Origin of the sequence: Pseudomonas sp. Q1 (assembly GCF_009935975.1) — a bacterium.
Taxonomy (GTDB): domain Bacteria; phylum Pseudomonadota; class Gammaproteobacteria; order Pseudomonadales; family Pseudomonadaceae; genus Aquipseudomonas; species Aquipseudomonas palleroniana.
Genome location: NZ_QODI01000001.1, coordinates 263731 through 283523, shown reverse-complemented (window position 1 = coordinate 283523; position 19793 = coordinate 263731). Strand labels below are relative to the sequence as shown.

Genomic DNA, 19793 nt, shown 5'->3' with positions numbered 1-19793 from the left:
GGGCAAACCGGCGCTCAGTATATCGACCAGGATTTAATGTGGGAGGGGGCCTGCCCCCGATAGCGGTGTATCAGTCCACATATTTGCTAACTGAATACCGTCACCGGGAGCAAGCCCCCCACATTTTGGACAGTGGTGTTTAGTCGAGGGCTTTCCAGATCTCGGTGGCGTACTCCCTGATGGTGCGATCCGAGGAGAACCAGCCCATCCGCGCCGTATTCAGCACAGCCGAACGCCACCATGCCTTGGAGTCATGCCAATGCGCCTCGACCCGCGCCTGGGCGTCCCAGTAGGAGTCGAAGTCGGCACACACCAGGAAGCGGTCGTAACTGACCAAGCCGTCGATCAACCCCACATAACGCCCCGGATCATCCGGAGAGAACACCCCGCCGCGAATCGCCTGCAGCACGTCATTGAGGCGATGGGACGCCGCAATATCGGGGCCTGCGTGGAACTCACCGGCATGCTTGCGCGCCTCCACCTGCTGCGCACTGAGGCCGAAGATAAACATGTGCTCGGCACCGACGCGCTCGTGCATCTCCACGTTGGCGCCGTCCATGGTGCCGATGGTCAACGCACCGTTGAGGCCGAACTTCATGTTGCTGGTGCCTGAGGCTTCGAAGCCGGCGGTGGAAATCTGCTCCGACAAGTCCGCCGCCGGAATGATGCTTTCCGCCAGGCTGACGTTGTAGTTGGGCAGGAACACCACTTTGAGCAAGCCCCGTACGGTCGGGTCGTTGTTGACGGTGCGGGCGATGTCGTTGGTCAGTTTGATGATCAGCTTGGCCTGGTGATAACTGGCCGCCGCCTTGCCCGAGAAAATTTTCACACGGGGCACCCAGTCGGTTTCCGGCTCGGCGCGGATCGCCTGGTACAACGCGACGGTGTGCAACAGGTTGAGCAGTTGGCGCTTGTACTCGTGGATGCGCTTGACCTGCACGTCGAACATCGCCGCCGGGTTGACGGCGATGCCCAGCCGCTCGTGAATGATCTCGGCCAGTGCGCGCTTGCTGTGCAGGCGTTGTTCGGCGAAGGCTTTGCGGAACGTCTGCTTCTCGGCAAACGGTTCCAGCTCGACCAGGCGCTCTTCAGGCTTGTCGAGGATATCGGACCCCAGCGCCTCTACCAGCATCGCGGTCAGCTTGGGGTTGGCCTGGTACAGCCAGCGGCGGAAGGTGATGCCGTTGGTTTTATTGTTGATGCGCTCCGGGTACAGCTTGTGCAGCTCGGAAAACACCGTGCTGCGCATCAGTTGAGTGTGCAGGCCGGACACGCCGTTGACGCTATGGGAGCCGAGGAACGCCAGGTTGCCCATGCGCACGCGGCGGCCGTTGTCCTCTTCGATCAGCGACACCGAACGCAGCACGTCGAAATCGTGGATGCCTTTGGCACGCAGCGAGTCAATGTGCTGTGCGTTGATCAGGTAGATGATCTGCATGTGCCGCGGCAACATGCGCTCCATCAGGCCGACCGGCCAGGTTTCCAGGGCTTCGGGCAACAGGGTGTGGTTGGTGTACGAAAGCGTTTCCACGGTGACGTCCCACGCCGCATCCCATGGAAGATCGTGCAGGTCGACCAGTTGGCGCATCAATTCGGCCACGGCGATGGAGGGGTGAGTGTCGTTGAGCTGGATGGCGGCGTGCTCACCCAGGCTCAGCACCGAGCCATGCATGTTCTTGTGGCGGCGCAGCAGGTCTTGCAACGAAGCCGCGACGAAGAAGTACTCCTGGCGCAGGCGCAGTTCCTGCCCCGCTTCGGTGCTGTCGGCCGGGTAAAGCACGCGCGAGATGCTCTCCGCACGGGCGACTTCGGCCACGGCGCCCAGGTGGTCGCCGGCGTTGAAGCGCTCCAGGTGCAGGTCTTCCACCGCACGCGCACGCCACAGGCGCAAGGTATTGACGCTCGCGCCACGCCAGCCGACCACCGGCGTGTCATAGGCCACCGCGCGCACGGTTTCGTTGGGCGTCCACACCTGGATCATCTTTCCGGAAGGGTCAGCCAGGGTTTCGACGCTGCCGCCAAAGCCAATCGGGTAAATCACTTCGGCCCGCTCGAATTCCCACGGGTTGCCGAAATCCAGCCAGCGCTCGGTCTGCTCCTGCTGCCAGCCATCCACAATCGCCTGGCGGAACAAGCCGTGCTCGTAGCGAATGCCATAACCGTGGCCGGCAATGCCCAAGGTCGACATGCTTTCCATGAAGCACGCCGCCAGGCGCCCCAGGCCCCCGTTGCCCAGCGCCGCGTCGGGCTCCAGCAAGCGAATGCGCTCCAGGTCCACGCCCAGCTCCGCCAGGGCCTCGCGGGCAATTTCCAGCACGCCAAGGTTGCTCAGGCTGTCGTAGAGCAAGCGCCCGATAAGAAATTCCAGAGAGAGGTAATACACCCGCTTCTGGCCTTTGCGATAAATGCGCCGGGTGTGGTCCATCCAGTGATCGACCATCTGGTCGCGGGCGGCCAGGGCAATGGCTTCGAACCAGTCATGGTCGAAGGCGTGATCCGGGTCCTTGCCCACCGCGTAGGTGAGTTTGGTCAAGACGGCATCGCGAAATGCGGCTACCTCTGCTTCTCGTGCAAGCGGTTCCTGAGACATCGGTGCGACCTCGGGCGAGATTGAAGGAGTTGCTAGAGCCTAGTCGGTCTGACAGACGGTAGACGTGCTGGTTCGGCAGTTTTTTTACTCATTCACCTATGCGCAAATTTAATGCAGGGGTCGTGCCGATCAGCCTTTGAGCTGAAACCCGCAAAATATTGTTCAAAAAACCACCAATCCCGGTATGATCGCGCGCCCGGATACAGCCCCACCTTTTGGAACCCTGATGAAGCCTCAACTGATCGCCGCCGCGGAACTCGACCGTCTTGAGACCTGGCAGAAATATTCCGCCCACATGTGCGGCGGCTGCGTGTCCAGCTGCTGCACGCTGCCGGTCGAAGTGAAGATCAAGGACCTGATCCGCATTGGTATCGTCGATGAATTCGAGCGCGGCGACCCGCCGAAGAACATCGCCAAGCGGCTGCAGAAGGAAGGCATTGTCGAGCGCTTCAATTCCAAGTCGGAAATTTTTACACTGCAGCGTATGAGCAACAACGACTGCCTGTACCTGGATCGTAAGACGCGCTTCTGCACTATTTATGACAAGCGCCCGGATACCTGCCGCAACCACCCGAAGATCGGGCCGCGGCCGGGTTATTGCGCATACAAGCCGAAAGAAGTGGTGCGCGAGACCAACTTCAAGACTCTCGACAAGTTCTGATGATCGTGATGATCGTTCCCACGCTCTGCGTGGGAACGCAGCCCTGGACGCTCTGCGTCCGCTCTTGATGGGACGCAGAGCGTCCCAAGAGGCATTCCCACGCAGAGCGTGGGAACGATCAGGCATAAAAAAACGCCCCCGGCCTTTCGACCGGGGGCGTTTTTATTCAGCCTGAGCTAACTCAGTTCTTGGCTTTCTTGGCAGCGCGGGTACGCTCGCCTTCGTCCAGGATCTTCTTGCGCAGACGGATCGACTTAGGTGTAACTTCGCACAGCTCGTCGTCCTGGATGAATTCCAGAGCCTGTTCCAGGGTGAAGCGAACAGGTGGAACCAGGGCGATGGTTTCGTCTTTACCCGAAGCACGCATGTTGTCGAGCTTCTTGCCTTTGGTTGGGTTGACGCCCATGTCGTTGTCACGGCTGTTCAGACCAACGATCTGGCCGTTGTAGATCTCTTGACCGTGCTCAACGAACAGCTTGCCACGTGCCTGGAGGGTTTCCAGGGAGTAGGTCAGCGCCTTGCCGGTTTCTACCGATACCAGAACACCGTTCTGACGGCCGGACATGTCGCCGGACTTCATGGTGTCGTAGCGATCGAAGATCGAGGTCAGGATGCCAGCACCGTTGGTCAGGGTCAGGAACTGGTTACGGAAACCGATCAGACCACGAGCAGGGATGTTGTATTCCAGACGCACACGGCCTTTGCCATCCGGCACCATGTTGGTCAGGTCGCCCTTACGCAGGCCCATCTCTTCCATGACCTTGCCCTGGGATTCTTCAGGGGTGTCGATGGTGACGTTTTCGAACGGTTCCTGCTTCACGCCGTCAACCTGACGGATGATCACTTCAGGACGACCAACACCCATTTCGAAGCCTTCGCGACGCATGGTTTCGATCAGTACCGAGAGGTGCAGCTCACCACGGCCGGAAACCTTGAACTTGTCAGCCGAGTCGCCTTCTTCAACGCGCAGTGCAACGTTGTACAGCAGCTCTTTGTCCAGACGCTCCTTGATGTTACGGGAGGTCACGAACTTGCCTTCTTTACCGCAGAAAGGCGAGTCGTTTACCTGGAAGGTCATGGAAACGGTTGGCTCGTCAACGGTCAGAGGCTTCATCGCCTCCGGAGTATCCGGGTGGCACAAGGTGTCAGAGATGAACAGCGAGTCCATACCGCTGATGCACACGATGTCACCGGCTGCCGCTTCTTCAACGTCGATGCGGTGCAGGCCGTGGTGACCCATCAGCTTCAGGATACGACCGTTGCGCTTCTTGCCGTCGGCGCTGATAGCCACAACCGGGGTGTTCGGCTTGACGCGACCACGAGCGATACGGCCAACGCCGATAACACCCAGGAAGCTGTTGTAGTCCAGTGCGGAGATCTGCATCTGGAACGGACCGTCACGGTCAACAGCCGGCGCTGGTACGTTGTCGACGATCGACTGGTACAGCGGGGTCATGTCTTCAGCCATGTCGTTGTGGTCCAGACCGGCAATACCGTTCAGGGCCGAGGCGTAGACGACTTTGAAGTCCAGCTGTTCTTCGGTGGCACCCAGGTTGTCGAACAGGTCGAAGATCTGGTCCAGAACCCAGTCCGGACGCGCGCCTGGACGGTCAACCTTGTTGATGCACACGATCGGACGCAGGCCGGCTTCGAACGCCTTCTTGGTCACGAAACGGGTTTGCGGCATAGGGCCGTCTTGAGCGTCAACCAGCAGCAGAACGGAGTCGACCATCGACATTACGCGTTCTACTTCGCCGCCGAAGTCGGCGTGGCCCGGGGTGTCCACGATGTTGATGTGGTAGCCGTTCCAGTTGATGGCGGTGTTTTTTGCCAGGATGGTAATACCGCGCTCTTTTTCCTGGTCGTTGGAGTCCATCACGCGCTCGTCGTTGAGCTCGTTGCGCTCCAGGGTGCCGGATTGACGCAGGAGTTTGTCTACCAGGGTGGTTTTACCATGGTCAACGTGAGCAATGATGGCGATGTTACGTAGATTTTCGATCACTTGTGTATCTCGATCAGAGGATTCGGTGTGCTGACAGGTCGTGGCAGCGATTAACAATAGAGTCAGGCCTTGCCGTTACAGCTTGACGGCAGAGTCGGGGGGCCGGTGACGCAGGCCACAGGCAAACAGCCCCGGGCTCTTAGCTCGGTCGATAAACGCGCACATTGGCATGCCCCTCACTGAGCAAATGGTGGGCATGCAGGCGACTCATCACGCCTTTGTCGCAATACAGCAGGTACTGACGGCTGTCATCCAGTTCCTTGAAACGCGCGTTCAGTGCGTAGAACGGCAGCGTTTGCACGTCGATGCCAGCAATTTCCAGCGGTTCATCTTCAGCGGCATCCGGGTGACGGATGTCGATGACGATCTGGCCGGCCAGAGCCTCGCTGACTTCTTCGATCTGTACATCCTGGCCCAATTCATCGATTACGCGATCAATCGGCACCAGCTTGGCGTTCTCGAGCGCACGCTCCAGAACAGCCATATCGAATTCTTTCTCTTCATGCTCCACGCGGTGGCGCTTGGCATGGGTCTTGGGGTTCACCGAGATGACCCCGCAGTACTCGGGCATGTGCCTGGCAAAGTCGGCGGTGCCGATTTCTTGTGCCAGGTCGATGATGTCCTGCTTGTGGCTGGCGATCAGCGGGCGCAATACCAGCTTTTCGGTCACGCAATCGATCAGCGACAGGTTCGGCAGCGTCTGGCTCGAAACCTGGGAGATCGCCTCGCCGGTCACCAGCGCGTCGATATGCAGGCGGTCGGCGATGCTCGACGCGGCGCGCAACATCATACGCTTCAATACCACGCCCATATGACTGTTATCGACTTTGCCGAGAATTTCGCCCAGCACTTCCTCGAACGGTACGCTCACAAATAGCACGCGTTGGGAGCTGCCGTATTTCTTCCAGATAAAGTGCGCAACTTCCATCACGCCCAATTCGTGTGCACGCCCGCCCAGGTTAAAGAAGCAGAAGTGGCTCATCAGGCCGCGGCGCATGATCTGGTAGGCCGCCACCGTGGAATCGAAACCGCCGGACATCAATACCAGGGTCTGTTCCAGGGCGCCCAGCGGGTAGCCGCCGATGCTGTTGTGCTGGCTGTGGATGACAAACAACCGTTGGTCGCGAATTTCGATTCGGACTTCGATTTCCGGCGTTTTCAGCGAAATTCCCGCTGCGCCGCACTCACGACGCAGCTTGCTGCCGACATATTTCTCGACATCCATGGAGCTGAACGGATGCTTGCCGGCACGCTTGCAACGCACAGAAAAGATCTTGCCTTCAAGCGAACTGCCGTAGTGCTGCTTGCACTTTTCGGTGATGTCGTCGAAGTCGCCCAGCGGGTATTCATCCACCTGCAGGAAATGCGCGATGCCCGGCATGCAGCTCAGGCGCTCGGTCATGTCCTTCAAGGCCTTGGCGTCGGTGACACGGGTTTCCAGCTCGAGATTGTCCCACACGCCATTCACCACCACAGCCGGGTCCAGGTCACGGAGCACGGCACGGATGTTCTTGGCCAACTGACGGATGAAACGCGTCCGTACCGGTCGGCTTTTAATGGTGATCTCGGGGAAGACTTTAACGATTAATTTCATGGAAACAGCGCGCGCCGGGCCTGCTGAAAAAGGGGGGCGCGGATTATAGCGGAAATCGCTCAAGGTTTAACCAGTTAATATACACAGCACACGCAATGCACTAATAAGGTGCATTTTCGCTCCTCTGCGCTACATTGAGGTGCGCAATTTCTAGGCTTTTGTCGCAATGCACCTTTATAGGGGCGTTTTTGGAGCAGAAAACCCATGTTGGCGCACTGGCATGCAATTTGCTCTCTTGTGAGGCAGGTTGCCTTGGCGGACTATCCGCGCCGGCATCACCCACATTCTAAGGGCTAACTCCACTACCCAGCCCGAAGCCACCCGGAGGACACTATGTCGAAGTCGGTTCAACTCATCAAAGATCATGACGTTAAATGGATTGATCTGCGCTTCACGGACACCAAAGGTACTCAGCACCACGTGACCATGCCGGCGCGTGATGCGCTGGATGATGCTTTCTTCGAAGAAGGCAAAATGTTCGACGGTTCCTCCATCGCCGGCTGGAAAGGCATCGAAGCCTCCGACATGATCCTGATGCCGGACGACAGCACTGCCGTTCTCGACCCGTTCACCGAAGACCCAACCCTGATCCTCGTTTGCGATGTGATCGAGCCTTCGACCATGCAAGGCTACGACCGCGACCCACGTGCGATCGCCAAGCGTGCCGAGGAATACCTGAAGTCGACCGGTATCGGCGACACCGTATTCGTAGGCCCTGAGCCAGAATTCTTCATCTTTGATTCGGTCAAGTTCAAGTCCGACATCTCCGGCTCCATGTTCAAGATCTTCTCCGAGCAAGGTTCGTGGATGTCCGACCAGGACGTGGAAGGCGGCAACAAAGGCCACCGTCCAGGTATCAAAGGTGGCTACTTCCCAGTTCCGCCGTTCGACCACGACCACGAAATCCGTACCTCCATGTGCAACGCCATGGAAGAAATGGGCCTGGTCATCGAAGTTCACCACCACGAAGTGGCGACTGCCGGCCAGAACGAAATCGGTGTGAAGTTCAACACCCTGGTTGCCAAGGCTGACGAAGTTCAGACCCTGAAGTACTGCGTACACAACGTGGCTGACGCCTACGGCCGTACCGCAACCTTCATGCCTAAGCCACTGTACGGCGATAACGGTTCGGGTATGCACGTTCACCTGTCCATCGCCAAAGAAGGCAAGAACACCTTCGCCGGCGAAGGTTATGCCGGCCTGTCCGACACTGCCCTGTACTTCATCGGCGGTATCATCAAGCACGGTAAGGCCCTGAACGGCTTCACCAACCCGTCGACCAACTCCTACAAGCGTCTGGTCCCAGGCTTCGAAGCTCCGGTGATGCTGGCCTACTCGGCGCGTAACCGCTCCGCTTCGATCCGTATTCCTTACGTGTCCAGCCCACGCGCTCGCCGTATCGAAGCCCGCTTCCCGGATCCGGCAGCCAACCCATACCTGGCCTTCGCTGCCCTGGTAATGGCTGGCCTGGACGGTATCCAGAACAAGATCCACCCTGGCGACGCCGCCGACAAAAACTTGTACGACCTGCCGCCTGAAGAGGCCAAAGAGATCCCACAAGTGTGCGGCAGCCTGAAAGAAGCCCTGGAAGAGCTGGACAAAGGTCGTGCGTTCCTGACCAAAGGCGGCGTATTCAGCGACGACTTCATCGATGCCTACATCGAGCTGAAAAGCGAAGAAGAAATCAAAGTACGCACCTTCGTACACCCACTGGAATACGAGCTGTACTACAGCTGCTGATCCAGTAGCGCTGCTTGAAGTAGCGTGATGACGAAAAGACCTCCTTCGGGAGGTCTTTTTTTGCCCCGGTTTTATTAAAAATGTGGGAGGGGGCCTGCTCCCGATGGCAGAGTGTCAGCCAGCACCTGTATTCACAGGCCCCATCGGGAGCAAGCCCCCTCCCACAAGGAGATCTGCGTTGAAACATAGACTTTTGTCAGCCCTGTTATTCGTCAGTGTCAGTGCGAGCGCCGCGCCGCCCACCCTGGAACCACTGCTCAACAGCATCGCCGAACGCCTGGAGATCGCTGACCAGGTCGCCCTGAGCAAATGGGACAGCCACAAGCCGGTGGAAGACAAGAAGCGCGAACAAGAGGTGATCGCCAGCGTCGCCGCCCAGGCGCCGGCCTACAAACTGGCACCTGATGCGGCGGAGCAATTCTTCTCGGCGCAGATCGAAGCCAACAAACTGGTGCAATACACCCTCCTGTCCGACTGGCAGTTCCAGGGCAAGGCGCCCGACGAGCCACGCCCGGATCTGGTAAAGCAGATTCGCCCACGACTGGACGAACTGCAAAAGCGCATGCTCCAGCAACTGGCGGATTTCACTCCGCAACGCACCGACCCTCAGTGCCCGCAATGGCTGGCACAGGCCGTCCATGAACCACTGAACGACCCAATGCGGCAACTGGCGATGATTCGCGCCACGGCTGAGCTGTGCATCTTCAAAGGCTGACCGCCAGTAAAGCCGCCTGGCTTTCCTGAACGGACCTTTCAAAACAGCACTATATTGGTGCGTAAGGTTGCACTCTTCCCCTCTGTCCAGCCCATTTTGGTTCGAAACTTCACGATCAAGCTGGCAGAACGCCACAGTTTCGCGCCTTAACCCCCCATTCCAGAGGTCTCGCGCTTCTTTTCGGAGCCTTGGTTTGGTTTTTGCATTTTCCTGGTATCAGCGTGTGCCTCAAGCCCGCGCCTTGCTCCAAAAGAGGTCCTGATGACCATCAGCGATGCACTGCACCGTTTGTTACTCGACAACCTGACCACCGCAACCATTCTGCTCAATGACGACCTGCGCCTTGAGTACATGAACCCGGCGGCGGAGATGCTCCTGGCTATCAGTGGCCAGCGCAGCCATGGGCAGTTCATCAGCGAATTGTTCACCGAGTCGGCCGAGGCCCTGAGCTCGTTGCGCCAGGCAGTGGAGCAGGCACACCCGTTCACCAAGCGCGAGGCGATGCTGACCGCCCTCACCGGCCAGACGCTGACCGTCGACTACGCCGTGACCCCGATCCTGAGCAACGGCGCCACCTTGCTGCTGCTGGAAGTACACCCTCGCGACCGCCTGCTGCGCATCACCAAGGAAGAGGCCCAGTTGTCCAAGCAGGAAACCAGCAAAATGCTGGTGCGCGGCCTCGCCCATGAGATCAAGAACCCGCTGGGCGGCATTCGCGGCGCGGCGCAGTTGCTGGCCCGCGAGCTGCCGGAGGAGCATCTCAAGGACTACACCAACGTCATCATCGAAGAAGCCGACCGCCTGCGTAACCTTGTGGACCGCATGCTCGGCTCCAACAAGCTGCCGTCGCTGGCGCTGACCAACGTGCATGAAGTCCTGGAGCGCGTCTGCCAGCTCGTGGAAGCCGAAAGCCAAGGCTGCATCACCCTGGTACGCGACTACGACCCGAGCATTCCCGACGTATTGATCGACCGCGAACAGATGATCCAGGCGGTGCTCAATATCGTGCGCAACGCCATGCAGGCCATCAGCAGCCAGAACGAACTGCGCCTGGGCCGCATCAGCCTGCGCACCCGTGCCCTGCGCCAGTTCACCATCGGGCATGTGCGCCATCGCCTGGTGACCAAAGTCGAAATCATCGACAACGGCCCCGGAATTCCGGCGGAACTTCAGGAAACCATCTTCTTTCCCATGGTCAGCGGCCGCCCGGACGGTACCGGGCTGGGCCTGGCCATTACCCAGAACATCATCAGCCAGCACCAGGGTCTGATCGAATGTGAGAGCCATCCTGGCCACACCACCTTCTCGATCTTTCTACCCCTGGAACAAGGAGCCCCATCGACATGAGCCGTAGTGAAACTGTGTGGATCGTCGATGACGACCGTTCTATCCGCTGGGTCCTCGAAAAAGCCTTGCAACAGGAAGGCATGGCCACCCAGAGCTTCGACAGCGCCGACGGCGTGATGAGCCACCTGGCCCGCCAACAGCCGGACGTGATCATCTCCGACATCCGCATGCCCGGCGCCAGTGGCCTGGACTTGCTGGCACGCATCCGCGAGCAGCACCCGCGCTTGCCGGTGATCATCATGACGGCGCACTCCGACCTGGACAGCGCTGTCGCGTCCTATCAGGGCGGCGCCTTTGAATACCTGCCCAAGCCGTTCGACGTGGACGAAGCGGTGGCGCTGGTCAAGCGCGCCAACCAGCACGCCCAGGAACAGCAAAACCAGGAAGCCCCGCCGACCCTGACCCGCACTCCGGAAATCATCGGTGAAGCGCCGGCGATGCAGGAAGTCTTTCGTGCCATCGGGCGCTTGAGCCATTCCAACATCACCGTGCTGATCAACGGCGAATCGGGCACCGGTAAAGAACTGGTGGCCCATGCCCTGCATCGTCACAGCCCACGGGCAGCCTCGCCGTTCATCGCCCTGAACATGGCGGCGATCCCGAAGGACTTGATGGAGTCCGAGCTGTTCGGCCATGAAAAAGGTGCCTTCACCGGTGCCGCCAACCTGCGCCGTGGCCGCTTTGAACAAGCCGATGGCGGCACGTTGTTCCTCGACGAAATCGGCGACATGCCGGCCGACACCCAGACGCGCTTGCTGCGCGTGCTGGCCGATGGTGAGTTCTACCGTGTCGGCGGGCATACCCCCGTCAAAGTGGACGTGCGCATCATCGCCGCGACCCACCAGAACCTGGAAACCCTGGTGCACGCGGGCAAATTCCGTGAGGACTTGTTCCACCGCTTGAACGTCATCCGTATCCACATCCCACGCATGTCGGATCGCCGTGAAGACATCCCGACCCTTGCCCGCCACTTCCTCAGCCGTGCAGCCCAGGAACTGGCCGTCGAACCGAAGCTGCTCAAGAGCGAGACCGAGGAATACCTGAAGAACCTGCCGTGGCCCGGCAACGTGCGCCAGCTGGAGAACACCTGCCGCTGGATCACCGTGATGGCGTCCGGACGCGAAGTGCATATCAGTGATCTGCCGCCGGAGCTGTTGAGCCTGCCGCAAGATTCGGCCCCCGTGACCAACTGGGAGCAGGCGCTGCGCCAATGGGCTGATCAGGCCCTGGCACGTGGCCAGTCGAACCTGCTGGACAGCGCTGTGCCGGCCTTCGAGCGAATCATGATCGAAACCGCCCTGAAGCACACCGCCGGCCGCCGCCGCGACGCCGCCGTGCTACTGGGCTGGGGCCGCAATACCCTGACTCGCAAGATCAAGGAACTGGGGATGAAGGTCGATGGCGGGGATGATGATGAGGGTGATGAAGGCTGAGTATCAGGTCTCTGATCGTTCCCACGCTCTGCCTGGGAATGCCGCCCTGGACGCTCTGCGTCCGCTTTTAGAGTCATGACGCGGAGCGTCACAGGATGCATTCCCACGCGGAGCGTGGGAACGATCAAACCCGATCTTCGTGCACCGCTTCAATGCACCACGAACCGTCATCGCGCACAGATGCAATGCTTAAAATCTCAGCCAAGCTGAGAAAAATCTGAAAACCAAAAACACCAAAGCCCCGTATTTCGGGGCTTTTCGCTTTCTGGAGACTTTTTTCGGTACAAATTACAAGTTCTGGCACGCGCCCTGCATTACCCCTTGTACAACCCAGTTTCGGGGACCTTGGTACAGGCAGGCCGAGAATCCCCTCTTTACACCGGGGCGCTTGATGCTAACAGCATCGTGCCCCACACCCGTTTTGGGAGCCCTGGTACAGGCAGGCCGGGAACTCCCTCTTTTATTCCTCCCGGAGATGGATCTCCAGCCGCCAGCGGCCGTCGGTTTTTCCCCCGTTCCACTCTCCACGCAACGGTCGCGCGGCCACCAGGTTGAGCAGCAAGCCGCGATCGGTCTTGCGCACGCGCCAGTTCACATCCTTGTCGTTGACCTTGAGTTGCCCACCGCCAGCCTTGCCCTGGGCGTCGAACAGCAACGCCACCGCGCCGTCGATATGCTCGCCGTGCAGCTTGGGTTCGCTGTTGAACCACACCACCATGCCATCCGCGCGGGTCTCGACCTGCTGCAACTCGACCGGGTCGGGTGTGGTCAGGCGGCCGATCATCAAGCCGATCATCAGGCCGACAATCGCCAAAGAGCCCATGACCCGTGGCAATAGCTTCGGCCTTGGGTCGTCTTCAGGGGTAGAATGCAACGCATCTTTGCCTTCGGAGCCGTGCATGTTTCACGTCATCCTTTTTCAACCAGAAATTCCGCCGAATACCGGCAACGTTATCAGGCTGTGCGCCAATAGTGGCTGCCACCTGCATTTGATCGAGCCGCTGGGCTTCGACATGGACGACAAGCGCCTGCGTCGCGCCGGGTTGGACTACCACGAGTACGCCACCCTCAAGCGCCACGCCGACCTTGCCATCTGCCTGGAAAGCCTGGGCCACCCGCGCCTGTTCGCGTTCACCACCAAAGGCTCGCGGCCGTTTCATGATGCCAGCTTTGCCGAAGGCGACGCCTTCCTCTTCGGCCCGGAAAGCCGTGGTCTGCCGGCCGAGGTGCTCGACGCCCTGCCCGACGGCCACCGCCTGCGCCTGCCGATGCGTGAGGGCTGCCGCAGCCTGAACCTGTCCAACACCGTAGCCGTTGCCGTCTACGAAGGCTGGCGCCAGCTGGGCTTCAAGTAACACCCATAACAAATGTGGGAGGGGGCTTGCTCCCGATGGCGGAGTGTCAGTCGACATCTATGTGACTGATCCACCGCCATCGGGGGCAAGCCCCCTCCCACATTGGGTTCTGCGTCGGGTTCGAGATTACTGAACCGTCGACGAGCCTTCCTGTTGCATGCGCTGCAGCTCTTGAGCGTACAGGGCATCGAAGTTCACCGGAGCCAGCATCAGCGCCGGGAACGAGCCGCGGGTGACCAGGCTGTCCAGGGTCTCGCGGGCATACGGGAACAGGATGTTCGGGCAGAACGCGCCCAGGGTGTGGCTCATGGACGCTTCGTCCAGGCCCTGGATCAGGAAAATACCGGCCTGTTGCACTTCAGCGATGAAGGCCACTTCCTCGCCATTCTTGACGGTTACCGACAGGGTCAGTACCACTTCGTGGAAGTCGCCTTCCAGGGATTTCTGGCGGGTGTTCAGGTCCAGGGCAACGCTTGGGGTCCACTCCTGGCGGAAGATGGCCGGGCTTTTCGGCGCTTCGAACGACAGGTCGCGAACGTAGATGCGCTGCAGCGAAAATTGTGGGCCTTGGGCTTCTGCTGCTTCGGTATTCTGTTGGTCAGTCATCACAGATCCTTCTTAATCTTGGGGTCTTTAGGGTTTAGGAGTCAGACGAGCAGCAGCGCATCGAGTTTACCGGCGCGCTCCAGGGCGAACAGGTCATCGCAGCCACCGACGTGCCGGGTGCCGATCCAGATCTGCGGCACGGACGTGCGCCCCGCTTTCTGGGCCATTTCGGCACGCACCTGGGGTTTGCCGTCGACCTTGATCTCTTCGAAGGCAATGCCCTTTTTCTCCAGCAAGGCCTTGGCCCGCATGCAGTAAGGGCACCAATCGCTGGAATACACGACAACCTGGCTCATATCACTTCACCAGCGGCAGGTTATCGGCCTTCCAGCTGCCGATACCGCCGGACAGTTTGGCGGCGGTGAAACCGGTCTTGAGCATTTCGCGAGCGTGGGTGCCGGCGTGCTGGCCTTGGGCGTCGACCAGGATGATGGTCTTGGCTTTGTATTTTTCCAGCTCGGCCAGGCGTGCGATCAGCTTGTCCTGCGGAATGTTCAGGGCGCCAACAATGTGGCCGCCGGCAAATTCCTTGGCCGGGCGAATATCCACGACAACGGCTTCATCCTTGTTGACCAGCGCGGTCAGCTCCGACGTGCTCAGGCTGCGGCCACCGCGGCTCATTTCATGAGCGATCAGCAGCGCCAGCAGGATGACAAAGGCACCCGCGAGCAGGTAGTGGGCAGTGGCAAATGCAATCAGGTGATCAACCATCAAGGAGGTTCCAGGGCGTTAAAATGGCGGTAAGTATACACAGCCGTCCGGGGGGGCCAACCCCCGTAAAGCGGTGACGTGGTGGGAACTTCGCTTTAAACTGCCACTCACTTTTCAATTCTCTTCCTTATTAGCGCCGCGAGAGGATCTATGACTACCACGCCTAAACCTTTGGTCCTGATAATTCTCGATGGCTTCGGACACAGTGAAAGCCACCACGACAACGCCGTGTATTCGGCCAACAAGCCCGTGCTGGACCGCCTGACCGCTACCGTACCCAATGGCCTGATCTCCGGTTCCGGCATGGACGTGGGCTTGCCGGACGGCCAGATGGGCAACTCGGAAGTCGGCCACATGAACCTCGGCGCCGGACGAGTGGTATACCAAGACTTCACCCGTGTGACCAAAGCGATCCGCGACGGCGAGTTCTTCGAGAACCCGACCATCTGTGCGGCGGTGGATAAAGCAGTCGCAGCCGGCAAGGCCGTGCACTTCATGGGCCTGCTCTCCGACGGCGGCGTTCACAGCCACCAGGATCACCTGGTCGCCATGGCCGAACTGGCCTTCAAGCGCGGCGCCGACAAGATCTACCTGCACGCCTTCCTCGACGGCCGCGACACTCCGCCGAAAAGCGCGCAATCGTCCATCGAACTGCTGGACGCCACCTTCGCCGCCCTCGGCAAGGGCCGCATCGCCAGCCTGGTGGGTCGTTACTTCGCCATGGACCGCGACAACCGTTGGGACCGCGTGTCCCAGGCTTACAACCTGATCGTCAACGGCCAGGCCGACTTCAACGCCGCCACCGCACAGGACGGCCTGCAAGCTGCCTACGAGCGCGGCGAGAGCGATGAGTTCGTCAAAGCCACCACCATCGGTGAGCCGGTGAAAGTGGAAGACGGCGACGCCGTGGTGTTCATGAACTTCCGCGCCGACCGCGCCCGCGAGCTGAGCCACGTGTTCGTCGACGACGGCTTCAAGGATTTCGAGCGCTCGCGCCAGCCGAAGGTCGAGTTCGTGATGCTGACCCAATACGCCGCCAACATCCCGGCCCCTTCGGCATTTGCCCCGGGCAGCCTGGACAACGTGCTGGGCGACTATCTGGCGAAAAACGGCAAGACCCAGCTGCGCATCGCCGAAACCGAGAAATACGCCCACGTGACGTTCTTCTTCTCCGGTGGCCGCGAAGAGCCGTTCCCGGGCGAAGAACGCATCCTGATCCCGTCGCCGAAAGTCGCCACCTACGACCTGCAGCCGGAAATGAGCGCACCGGAAGTGACCGACAAGATCGTCGATGCCATCGACCACCAGCGTTACGACGTGATTGTGGTCAACTACGCCAATGGCGACATGGTTGGCCACAGCGGCAACCTGGAAGCGGCGATCAAGGCCGTGGAATGCCTGGACACCTGTGTCGGCCGCATCGTCGACGCCCTGGAAAAAGTCGGCGGCGAAGCACTGATCACCGCCGACCACGGCAACTGCGAGCAGATGTCCGACGAATCGACCGGCCAGGCCCACACTGCGCACACCACCGAGCCGGTACCGTTCATCTATGTTGGCAAGCGCGACCTGAAAGTGCGTGAAGGCGGCGTATTGGCGGATGTGGCGCCCACCATGCTCAAGCTGATGGGCCTGGAGAAGCCGAAAGAGATGACCGGCACTTCGATTCTGGTCTGACTCACCCTGATCGTTCCCACACTCTGCGTGGGAATGCCGCCGGGGACGCTCCGCGTCCCACTATTCTGCGTATGGGTGACGCGGAGCGTCACGGGATGCATTCCCACGCGGAGCGTGGGAACGATCGAAGTACGTGTGGCTGCGTATTCGCCTGTTGAAACTGACCGGCCTGGAGAAACCAGTGGAAATGACAGCCACCTCAATCCGGGTCTGACTCACCACGATCGTTCCCACGCTCTGCGTGGGAATGCCGCCAGGGACGCTCCGCGTCCATCTATTCTGCGTATGGGTGACGCGGAGCGTCAGGGGATGCATTCCCACGCGGAGCATAGGAACGATCGAAGTACGTGTGGCTGCCGTATCAGCCTGTTGAAACTGATCGGCCTGGAGAAACCAGTGGAGATGACAGCCACCTCAATCCGGGTCTGACTCACCACGATCGTTCCCACGCTCTGCGTGGGAATACCGCCGGGGACGCTCCGCGTCCCACTATTCTGCGTATGGGTGACGCGGAGCGTCACGGGATGCATTCCCACGCGGAGCGTGGGAACGATCGCCCCCCTCCCACATGTGATCTGCGGTGTTTGGTAGATGTCTTTATGACATACCGCTGCCACTCGGCACCTATCTTGGCATCCCGCCCCAATTGGGCGTTTTTTTTGCAGCGCTTGGCGGGCATACTAGGCCGTCCCTTTGCCTGGTGTCGCCCGCCTCTATGCTTCGCGCCTTGATTACCCTCGCTCTCGTCTGCCTGCTCCAACCGGCTTTTGCCGATGAGCGTGCACAAACCCAACAACAGTTGGACGCAACGCGTCAGGACATTACCGAGCTGAAAAAACTGCTCGGCAAGCTCCAGGAAGAAAAATCCGGCGTGCAGAAAGACCTGCGCAGCACGGAAACCGAGATGGGCAAGCTGGAGAAGCAGGTCCAGGAGCTGCAAAAAGAACTAAAGAAGAGCGAGTCGGAACTGGAGCGACTCGACGCTGAGAAAAAAAAACTCCAGGGCGCCCGCGTTGAGCAACAACGCCTGATCGCGATCCAGGCCCGCGCCGCCTACCAGAGCGGCCGCCAGGAGTATCTCAAGCTGCTGCTCAACCAGCAGAACCCTGAGAAATTCGCGCGCACCCTCACCTATTACGACTACCTGAGCAAGGCCCGCCTGGAGCAATTGAAGGGTTTCAACGAAACCTTGCGCCAATTGGCCAACGTGGAACAGGAAATCGCCGACCAACAGTCGCAGTTGCTCGACCAGAAAAGCGCCCTCGACACCCAGCGCGACCAGTTGGACAAGGTCCGCAAGGAACGCCAGCTGGCGCTGGCCAAGCTCAACGACGATGTCAAAGCGCGCGACGCCAAGCTCCAGGCCCGTGAGCAAGACCAGGCCGACCTGGCCAAAGTGCTCAAGACCATCGAGGAAACCCTGGCCCGCCAGGCTCGCGAGGCAGAAGAAGCGCGGCAAAAAGCGCTGATCGCTCAGCAGGAAGCGGAAAAAAAGCGCCAGCGTGAGGCCGAACTGGCTGCCACGACGGATGCCCCGGCGCCCCGCAAACCTGCGCATTCCGCACCTGGCCCGCTGGTTTCCAGTGCGGGAGAATCGTTCGGCGGCCCTTTTGCTTCAGCTCGCGGAAAACTTCCATGGCCTGTTGATGGTCGATTGTTGGCTCGTTTTGGGGAAACCCGTGGCGATGACACCCGCGCCAAGTGGGATGGTGTGATGATCAGCGCCGCTGCCGGCAGCCAGGTCCACGCCGTCCACGGCGGGCGTGTGGTGTTCGCCGACTGGCTGCGCGGTGCCGGCTTGCTGGTGATTCTTGACCACGGTAATGGCTATTTGAGCCTTTACGGCCACAATCAGACTTTACTCAAGTCGGCAGGTGATGTTGTAAAAGCCGGTGAATCCATCTCCACTGTCGGTAACAGTGGTGGCCAGGACACTCCGGCGCTGTATTTCGCTATTCGTCAGCAGGGTCGCCCGAGCGATCCCGCACAATGGTGCAGAACCCAAGGATAAGGGTCGCGCCTACATTAGGAGTTCGTTCGACATGCTGCATTTGTCCCGCCTCACTTCGCTGGCCCTGACGATCGCCCTGGTGATCGGCGCGCCTCTGGCTTTTGCCGACCAGGCCGCACCGGCTGCACCCGCCGCGACCTCCGCAGTGACCACCAAGGCGCCGTTGCCGCTGGAAGAGCTGCGTACCTTTGCCGAGGTGATGGACCGGATCAAGGCGGCCTATGTCGAACCCGTAGACGACAAGACCCTGCTGGAAAATGCCATCAAGGGCATGCTCAGCAACCTCGACCCGCACTCCGCCTACCTCGGCCCGGAAGATTTCGCTGAGCTGCAGGAAAGCACCAGCGGCGAATTCGGTGGCCTGGGCATCGAAGTGGGCTCCGAAGATGGCCAGATCAAAGTGGTGTCGCCGATCGACGACACCCCGGCGTCCAAAGCCGGTATCCAGGCCGGCGACCTGATCGTGAAGATCAACGGCCAGCCCACTCGCGGCCAGACCATGACCGAAGCCGTCGACAAGATGCGCGGCAAGCTCGGCCAGAAAATCACCCTGACCCTGGTACGCGACGGCGGTGCTCCGTTTGACGTGACCCTGGCCCGCGCGACCATCACGGTCAAGAGCGTGAAGAGCCAGTTGCTGGAGTCGGGCTACGGTTACATCCGTATCACCCAGTTCCAGGTAAAGACCGGCGACGAAGTGGCCAAGGCCCTGGCCAAGCTGCGCAAAGACAACGGCAAGAAGCTCAACGGCATCGTGCTCGACCTGCGCAACAACCCGGGCGGCGTGCTGCAGGCGGCGGTGGAGGTGGTCGACCACTTCATCACCAAAGGCCTGATCGTCTACACCAAAGGCCGGATCGCCAACTCCGAGTTGCGCTTCTCGGCCACCGGCAATGACCTGAGCGAAGGCGTGCCGCTGGCGGTATTGATCAACGGCGGCAGCGCCTCGGCCTCGGAAATCGTCGCCGGCGCCCTGCAGGACCAGAAGCGTGGCGTGCTGATGGGCACTACCAGCTTCGGCAAAGGCTCGGTGCAAACCGTGTTGCCGCTGAACAACGAACGAGCCCTGAAGATCACCACGGCGCTGTATTACACGCCCAATGGCCGGTCGATCCAGGCCCAGGGCATCGTCCCGGACATCGAGGTGCGCCGCGCCAAGATCACCAACGAGACCGATGGCGAGTTCTACAAGGAAGCCGACCTGCAGGGTCACCTGGGCAATGGCAACGGCGGTGCCGACCAGCCTACCGGCAGTGGCGCGAAAGCCAAGCCGATGCCGCAGGACGACGACTATCAACTCGCCCAGGCGCTGAGCCTGCTCAAGGGCTTGAGCATCACCCGCAGCCGTTGA

The 19793-nt window shown here is 60.1% G+C and carries 16 protein-coding genes; 9 read left to right on the top strand and 7 right to left on the bottom strand.

Translation table 11 applies throughout. From position 1 onward, the window contains the following. Positions 1-139 precede the first annotated feature (139 nt). Positions 140-2590, bottom strand: coding sequence for a glycogen/starch/alpha-glucan phosphorylase (locus tag DK870_RS01190; RefSeq protein WP_104995279.1), 2451 nt, complete (start codon positions 2588-2590; stop codon positions 140-142). 226 nt (positions 2591-2816) lie between these two features. Between DK870_RS01190 and DK870_RS01185 the strand changes: the two genes are divergently transcribed. Further along, complete coding sequence (locus DK870_RS01185; RefSeq protein WP_003237464.1) at positions 2817-3251, top strand: YkgJ family cysteine cluster protein; 435 nt, start codon at positions 2817-2819, stop codon at positions 3249-3251. A gap of 181 nt (positions 3252-3432) precedes the next feature. Here the strand turns inward: DK870_RS01185 and typA are convergent, their stop codons facing one another. Further along, positions 3433-5253 (bottom strand): translational GTPase TypA, encoded by a 1821-nt coding sequence (typA, locus tag DK870_RS01180; protein WP_060754596.1) that lies wholly within the window; start codon positions 5251-5253, stop codon positions 3433-3435. 139 nt (positions 5254-5392) lie between these two features. After that, positions 5393-6847 (bottom strand): tRNA uracil 4-sulfurtransferase ThiI, encoded by a 1455-nt coding sequence (thiI, locus tag DK870_RS01175; protein ID WP_060754597.1) that lies wholly within the window; start codon positions 6845-6847, stop codon positions 5393-5395. A 333-nt stretch (positions 6848-7180) separates the two neighbouring features. On the opposite strand from thiI, the gene glnA reads away from it, so the two are divergent. The 4 genes from glnA to ntrC all read left to right on the top strand — a co-directional run bounded on the left by glnA (position 7181) and on the right by ntrC (position 12082). After that, entirely contained in the window at positions 7181-8587 is a 1407-nt protein-coding gene (gene glnA / locus DK870_RS01170) for a glutamate--ammonia ligase (RefSeq protein ID WP_060754598.1), read from the top strand. Positions 8588-8765: 178 nt separating this feature from the next. Continuing rightward, the gene (locus tag DK870_RS01165; RefSeq protein ID WP_060754599.1) at positions 8766-9302 is read left to right on the top strand and encodes a chorismate mutase; all 537 of its coding nucleotides are present in this window, start codon (positions 8766-8768) and stop codon (positions 9300-9302) included. 261 nt (positions 9303-9563) lie between these two features. After that, a complete protein-coding gene (glnL, locus tag DK870_RS01160; RefSeq protein WP_060754600.1) occupies positions 9564-10649 on the top strand; it encodes a nitrogen regulation protein NR(II) in 1086 nt (361 codons plus the stop codon). Next, the gene (gene ntrC / locus DK870_RS01155) at positions 10646-12082 is read left to right on the top strand and encodes a nitrogen regulation protein NR(I) (protein ID WP_161547693.1); all 1437 of its coding nucleotides are present in this window, start codon (positions 10646-10648) and stop codon (positions 12080-12082) included. Before glnL ends, ntrC begins: the two co-directional genes overlap by 4 nt. A gap of 460 nt (positions 12083-12542) precedes the next feature. Here the strand turns inward: ntrC and DK870_RS01150 are convergent, their stop codons facing one another. Further along, a complete protein-coding gene (locus DK870_RS01150; RefSeq protein WP_090367358.1) occupies positions 12543-12983 on the bottom strand; it encodes a hypothetical protein in 441 nt (146 codons plus the stop codon). On the opposite strand from DK870_RS01150, the gene DK870_RS01145 reads away from it, so the two are divergent. Next, positions 12982-13437 carry a tRNA (cytidine(34)-2'-O)-methyltransferase gene (locus DK870_RS01145; protein ID WP_161547692.1) on the top strand — a complete coding sequence of 152 codons (456 nt, stop codon included), beginning with the start codon at positions 12982-12984 and terminating at the stop codon, positions 13435-13437. The two genes, DK870_RS01150 and DK870_RS01145, sit on opposite strands and share 2 nt — an antisense overlap. A 126-nt stretch (positions 13438-13563) precedes the next feature. On the opposite strand, the gene secB is transcribed toward DK870_RS01145, so the two are convergent. Genes secB through DK870_RS01130 form a run of 3 tightly spaced genes read right to left on the bottom strand, consistent with a single transcriptional unit; the run spans position 13564 to position 14754 of the window. Then, positions 13564-14043, bottom strand: coding sequence for a protein-export chaperone SecB (secB, locus tag DK870_RS01140; RefSeq protein ID WP_090367361.1), 480 nt, complete (start codon positions 14041-14043; stop codon positions 13564-13566). Positions 14044-14084: 41 nt separating this feature from the next. Further along, on the bottom strand, positions 14085-14339 hold the full coding sequence (gene grxC / locus DK870_RS01135) for a glutaredoxin 3 (RefSeq protein ID WP_060754604.1): 255 nt from the start codon (positions 14337-14339) through the stop codon (positions 14085-14087). A gap of 1 nt (position 14340) precedes the next feature. Further along, positions 14341-14754, bottom strand: a complete 414-nt coding sequence (locus DK870_RS01130; RefSeq protein ID WP_060754605.1) for a rhodanese-like domain-containing protein — start codon at positions 14752-14754, stop codon at positions 14341-14343. Positions 14755-14904: 150 nt separating this feature from the next. On the opposite strand from DK870_RS01130, the gene gpmI reads away from it, so the two are divergent. From gpmI to DK870_RS01115, 3 genes are all read left to right on the top strand, one after another. Beyond that, positions 14905-16431, top strand: coding sequence for a 2,3-bisphosphoglycerate-independent phosphoglycerate mutase (gene gpmI / locus DK870_RS01125; protein ID WP_060754606.1), 1527 nt, complete (start codon positions 14905-14907; stop codon positions 16429-16431). Between the two features lie 715 nt (positions 16432-17146). Further along, positions 17147-18442 (top strand): murein hydrolase activator EnvC, encoded by a 1296-nt coding sequence (locus DK870_RS01120; protein ID WP_090367365.1) that lies wholly within the window; start codon positions 17147-17149, stop codon positions 18440-18442. A gap of 31 nt (positions 18443-18473) precedes the next feature. Beyond that, the gene (locus DK870_RS01115; protein ID WP_060754608.1) at positions 18474-19793 is read left to right on the top strand and encodes a S41 family peptidase; all 1320 of its coding nucleotides are present in this window, start codon (positions 18474-18476) and stop codon (positions 19791-19793) included.

Bases quoted from the DNA above. Each gene is read 5' to 3' on its own strand.
- DK870_RS01190 (WP_104995279.1), bottom strand. From the start codon at position 2,590: ATGTCTCAGGAACCGCTTGCACGAGAAGCAGAGGTAGCCGCATTTCGC.
- DK870_RS01185 (WP_003237464.1), top strand. From the start codon at position 2,817: ATGAAGCCTCAACTGATCGCCGCCGCGGAACTCGACCGTCTTGAGACC.
- thiI (WP_060754597.1), bottom strand. From the start codon at position 6,847: ATGAAATTAATCGTTAAAGTCTTCCCCGAGATCACCATTAAAAGCCGA.
- glnA (WP_060754598.1), top strand. From the start codon at position 7,181: ATGTCGAAGTCGGTTCAACTCATCAAAGATCATGACGTTAAATGGATT.
- glnL (WP_060754600.1), top strand. From the start codon at position 9,564: ATGACCATCAGCGATGCACTGCACCGTTTGTTACTCGACAACCTGACC.
- ntrC (WP_161547693.1), top strand. From the start codon at position 10,646: ATGAGCCGTAGTGAAACTGTGTGGATCGTCGATGACGACCGTTCTATC.
- DK870_RS01145 (WP_161547692.1), top strand. From the start codon at position 12,982: ATGTTTCACGTCATCCTTTTTCAACCAGAAATTCCGCCGAATACCGGC.
- DK870_RS01150 (WP_090367358.1), bottom strand. From the start codon at position 12,983: ATGCACGGCTCCGAAGGCAAAGATGCGTTGCATTCTACCCCTGAAGAC.
- secB (WP_090367361.1), bottom strand. From the start codon at position 14,043: ATGACTGACCAACAGAATACCGAAGCAGCAGAAGCCCAAGGCCCACAA.
- grxC (WP_060754604.1), bottom strand. From the start codon at position 14,339: ATGAGCCAGGTTGTCGTGTATTCCAGCGATTGGTGCCCTTACTGCATG.
- DK870_RS01130 (WP_060754605.1), bottom strand. From the start codon at position 14,754: ATGGTTGATCACCTGATTGCATTTGCCACTGCCCACTACCTGCTCGCG.
- gpmI (WP_060754606.1), top strand. From the start codon at position 14,905: ATGACTACCACGCCTAAACCTTTGGTCCTGATAATTCTCGATGGCTTC.
- DK870_RS01120 (WP_090367365.1), top strand. From the start codon at position 17,147: ATGCTTCGCGCCTTGATTACCCTCGCTCTCGTCTGCCTGCTCCAACCG.
- DK870_RS01115 (WP_060754608.1), top strand. From the start codon at position 18,474: ATGCTGCATTTGTCCCGCCTCACTTCGCTGGCCCTGACGATCGCCCTG.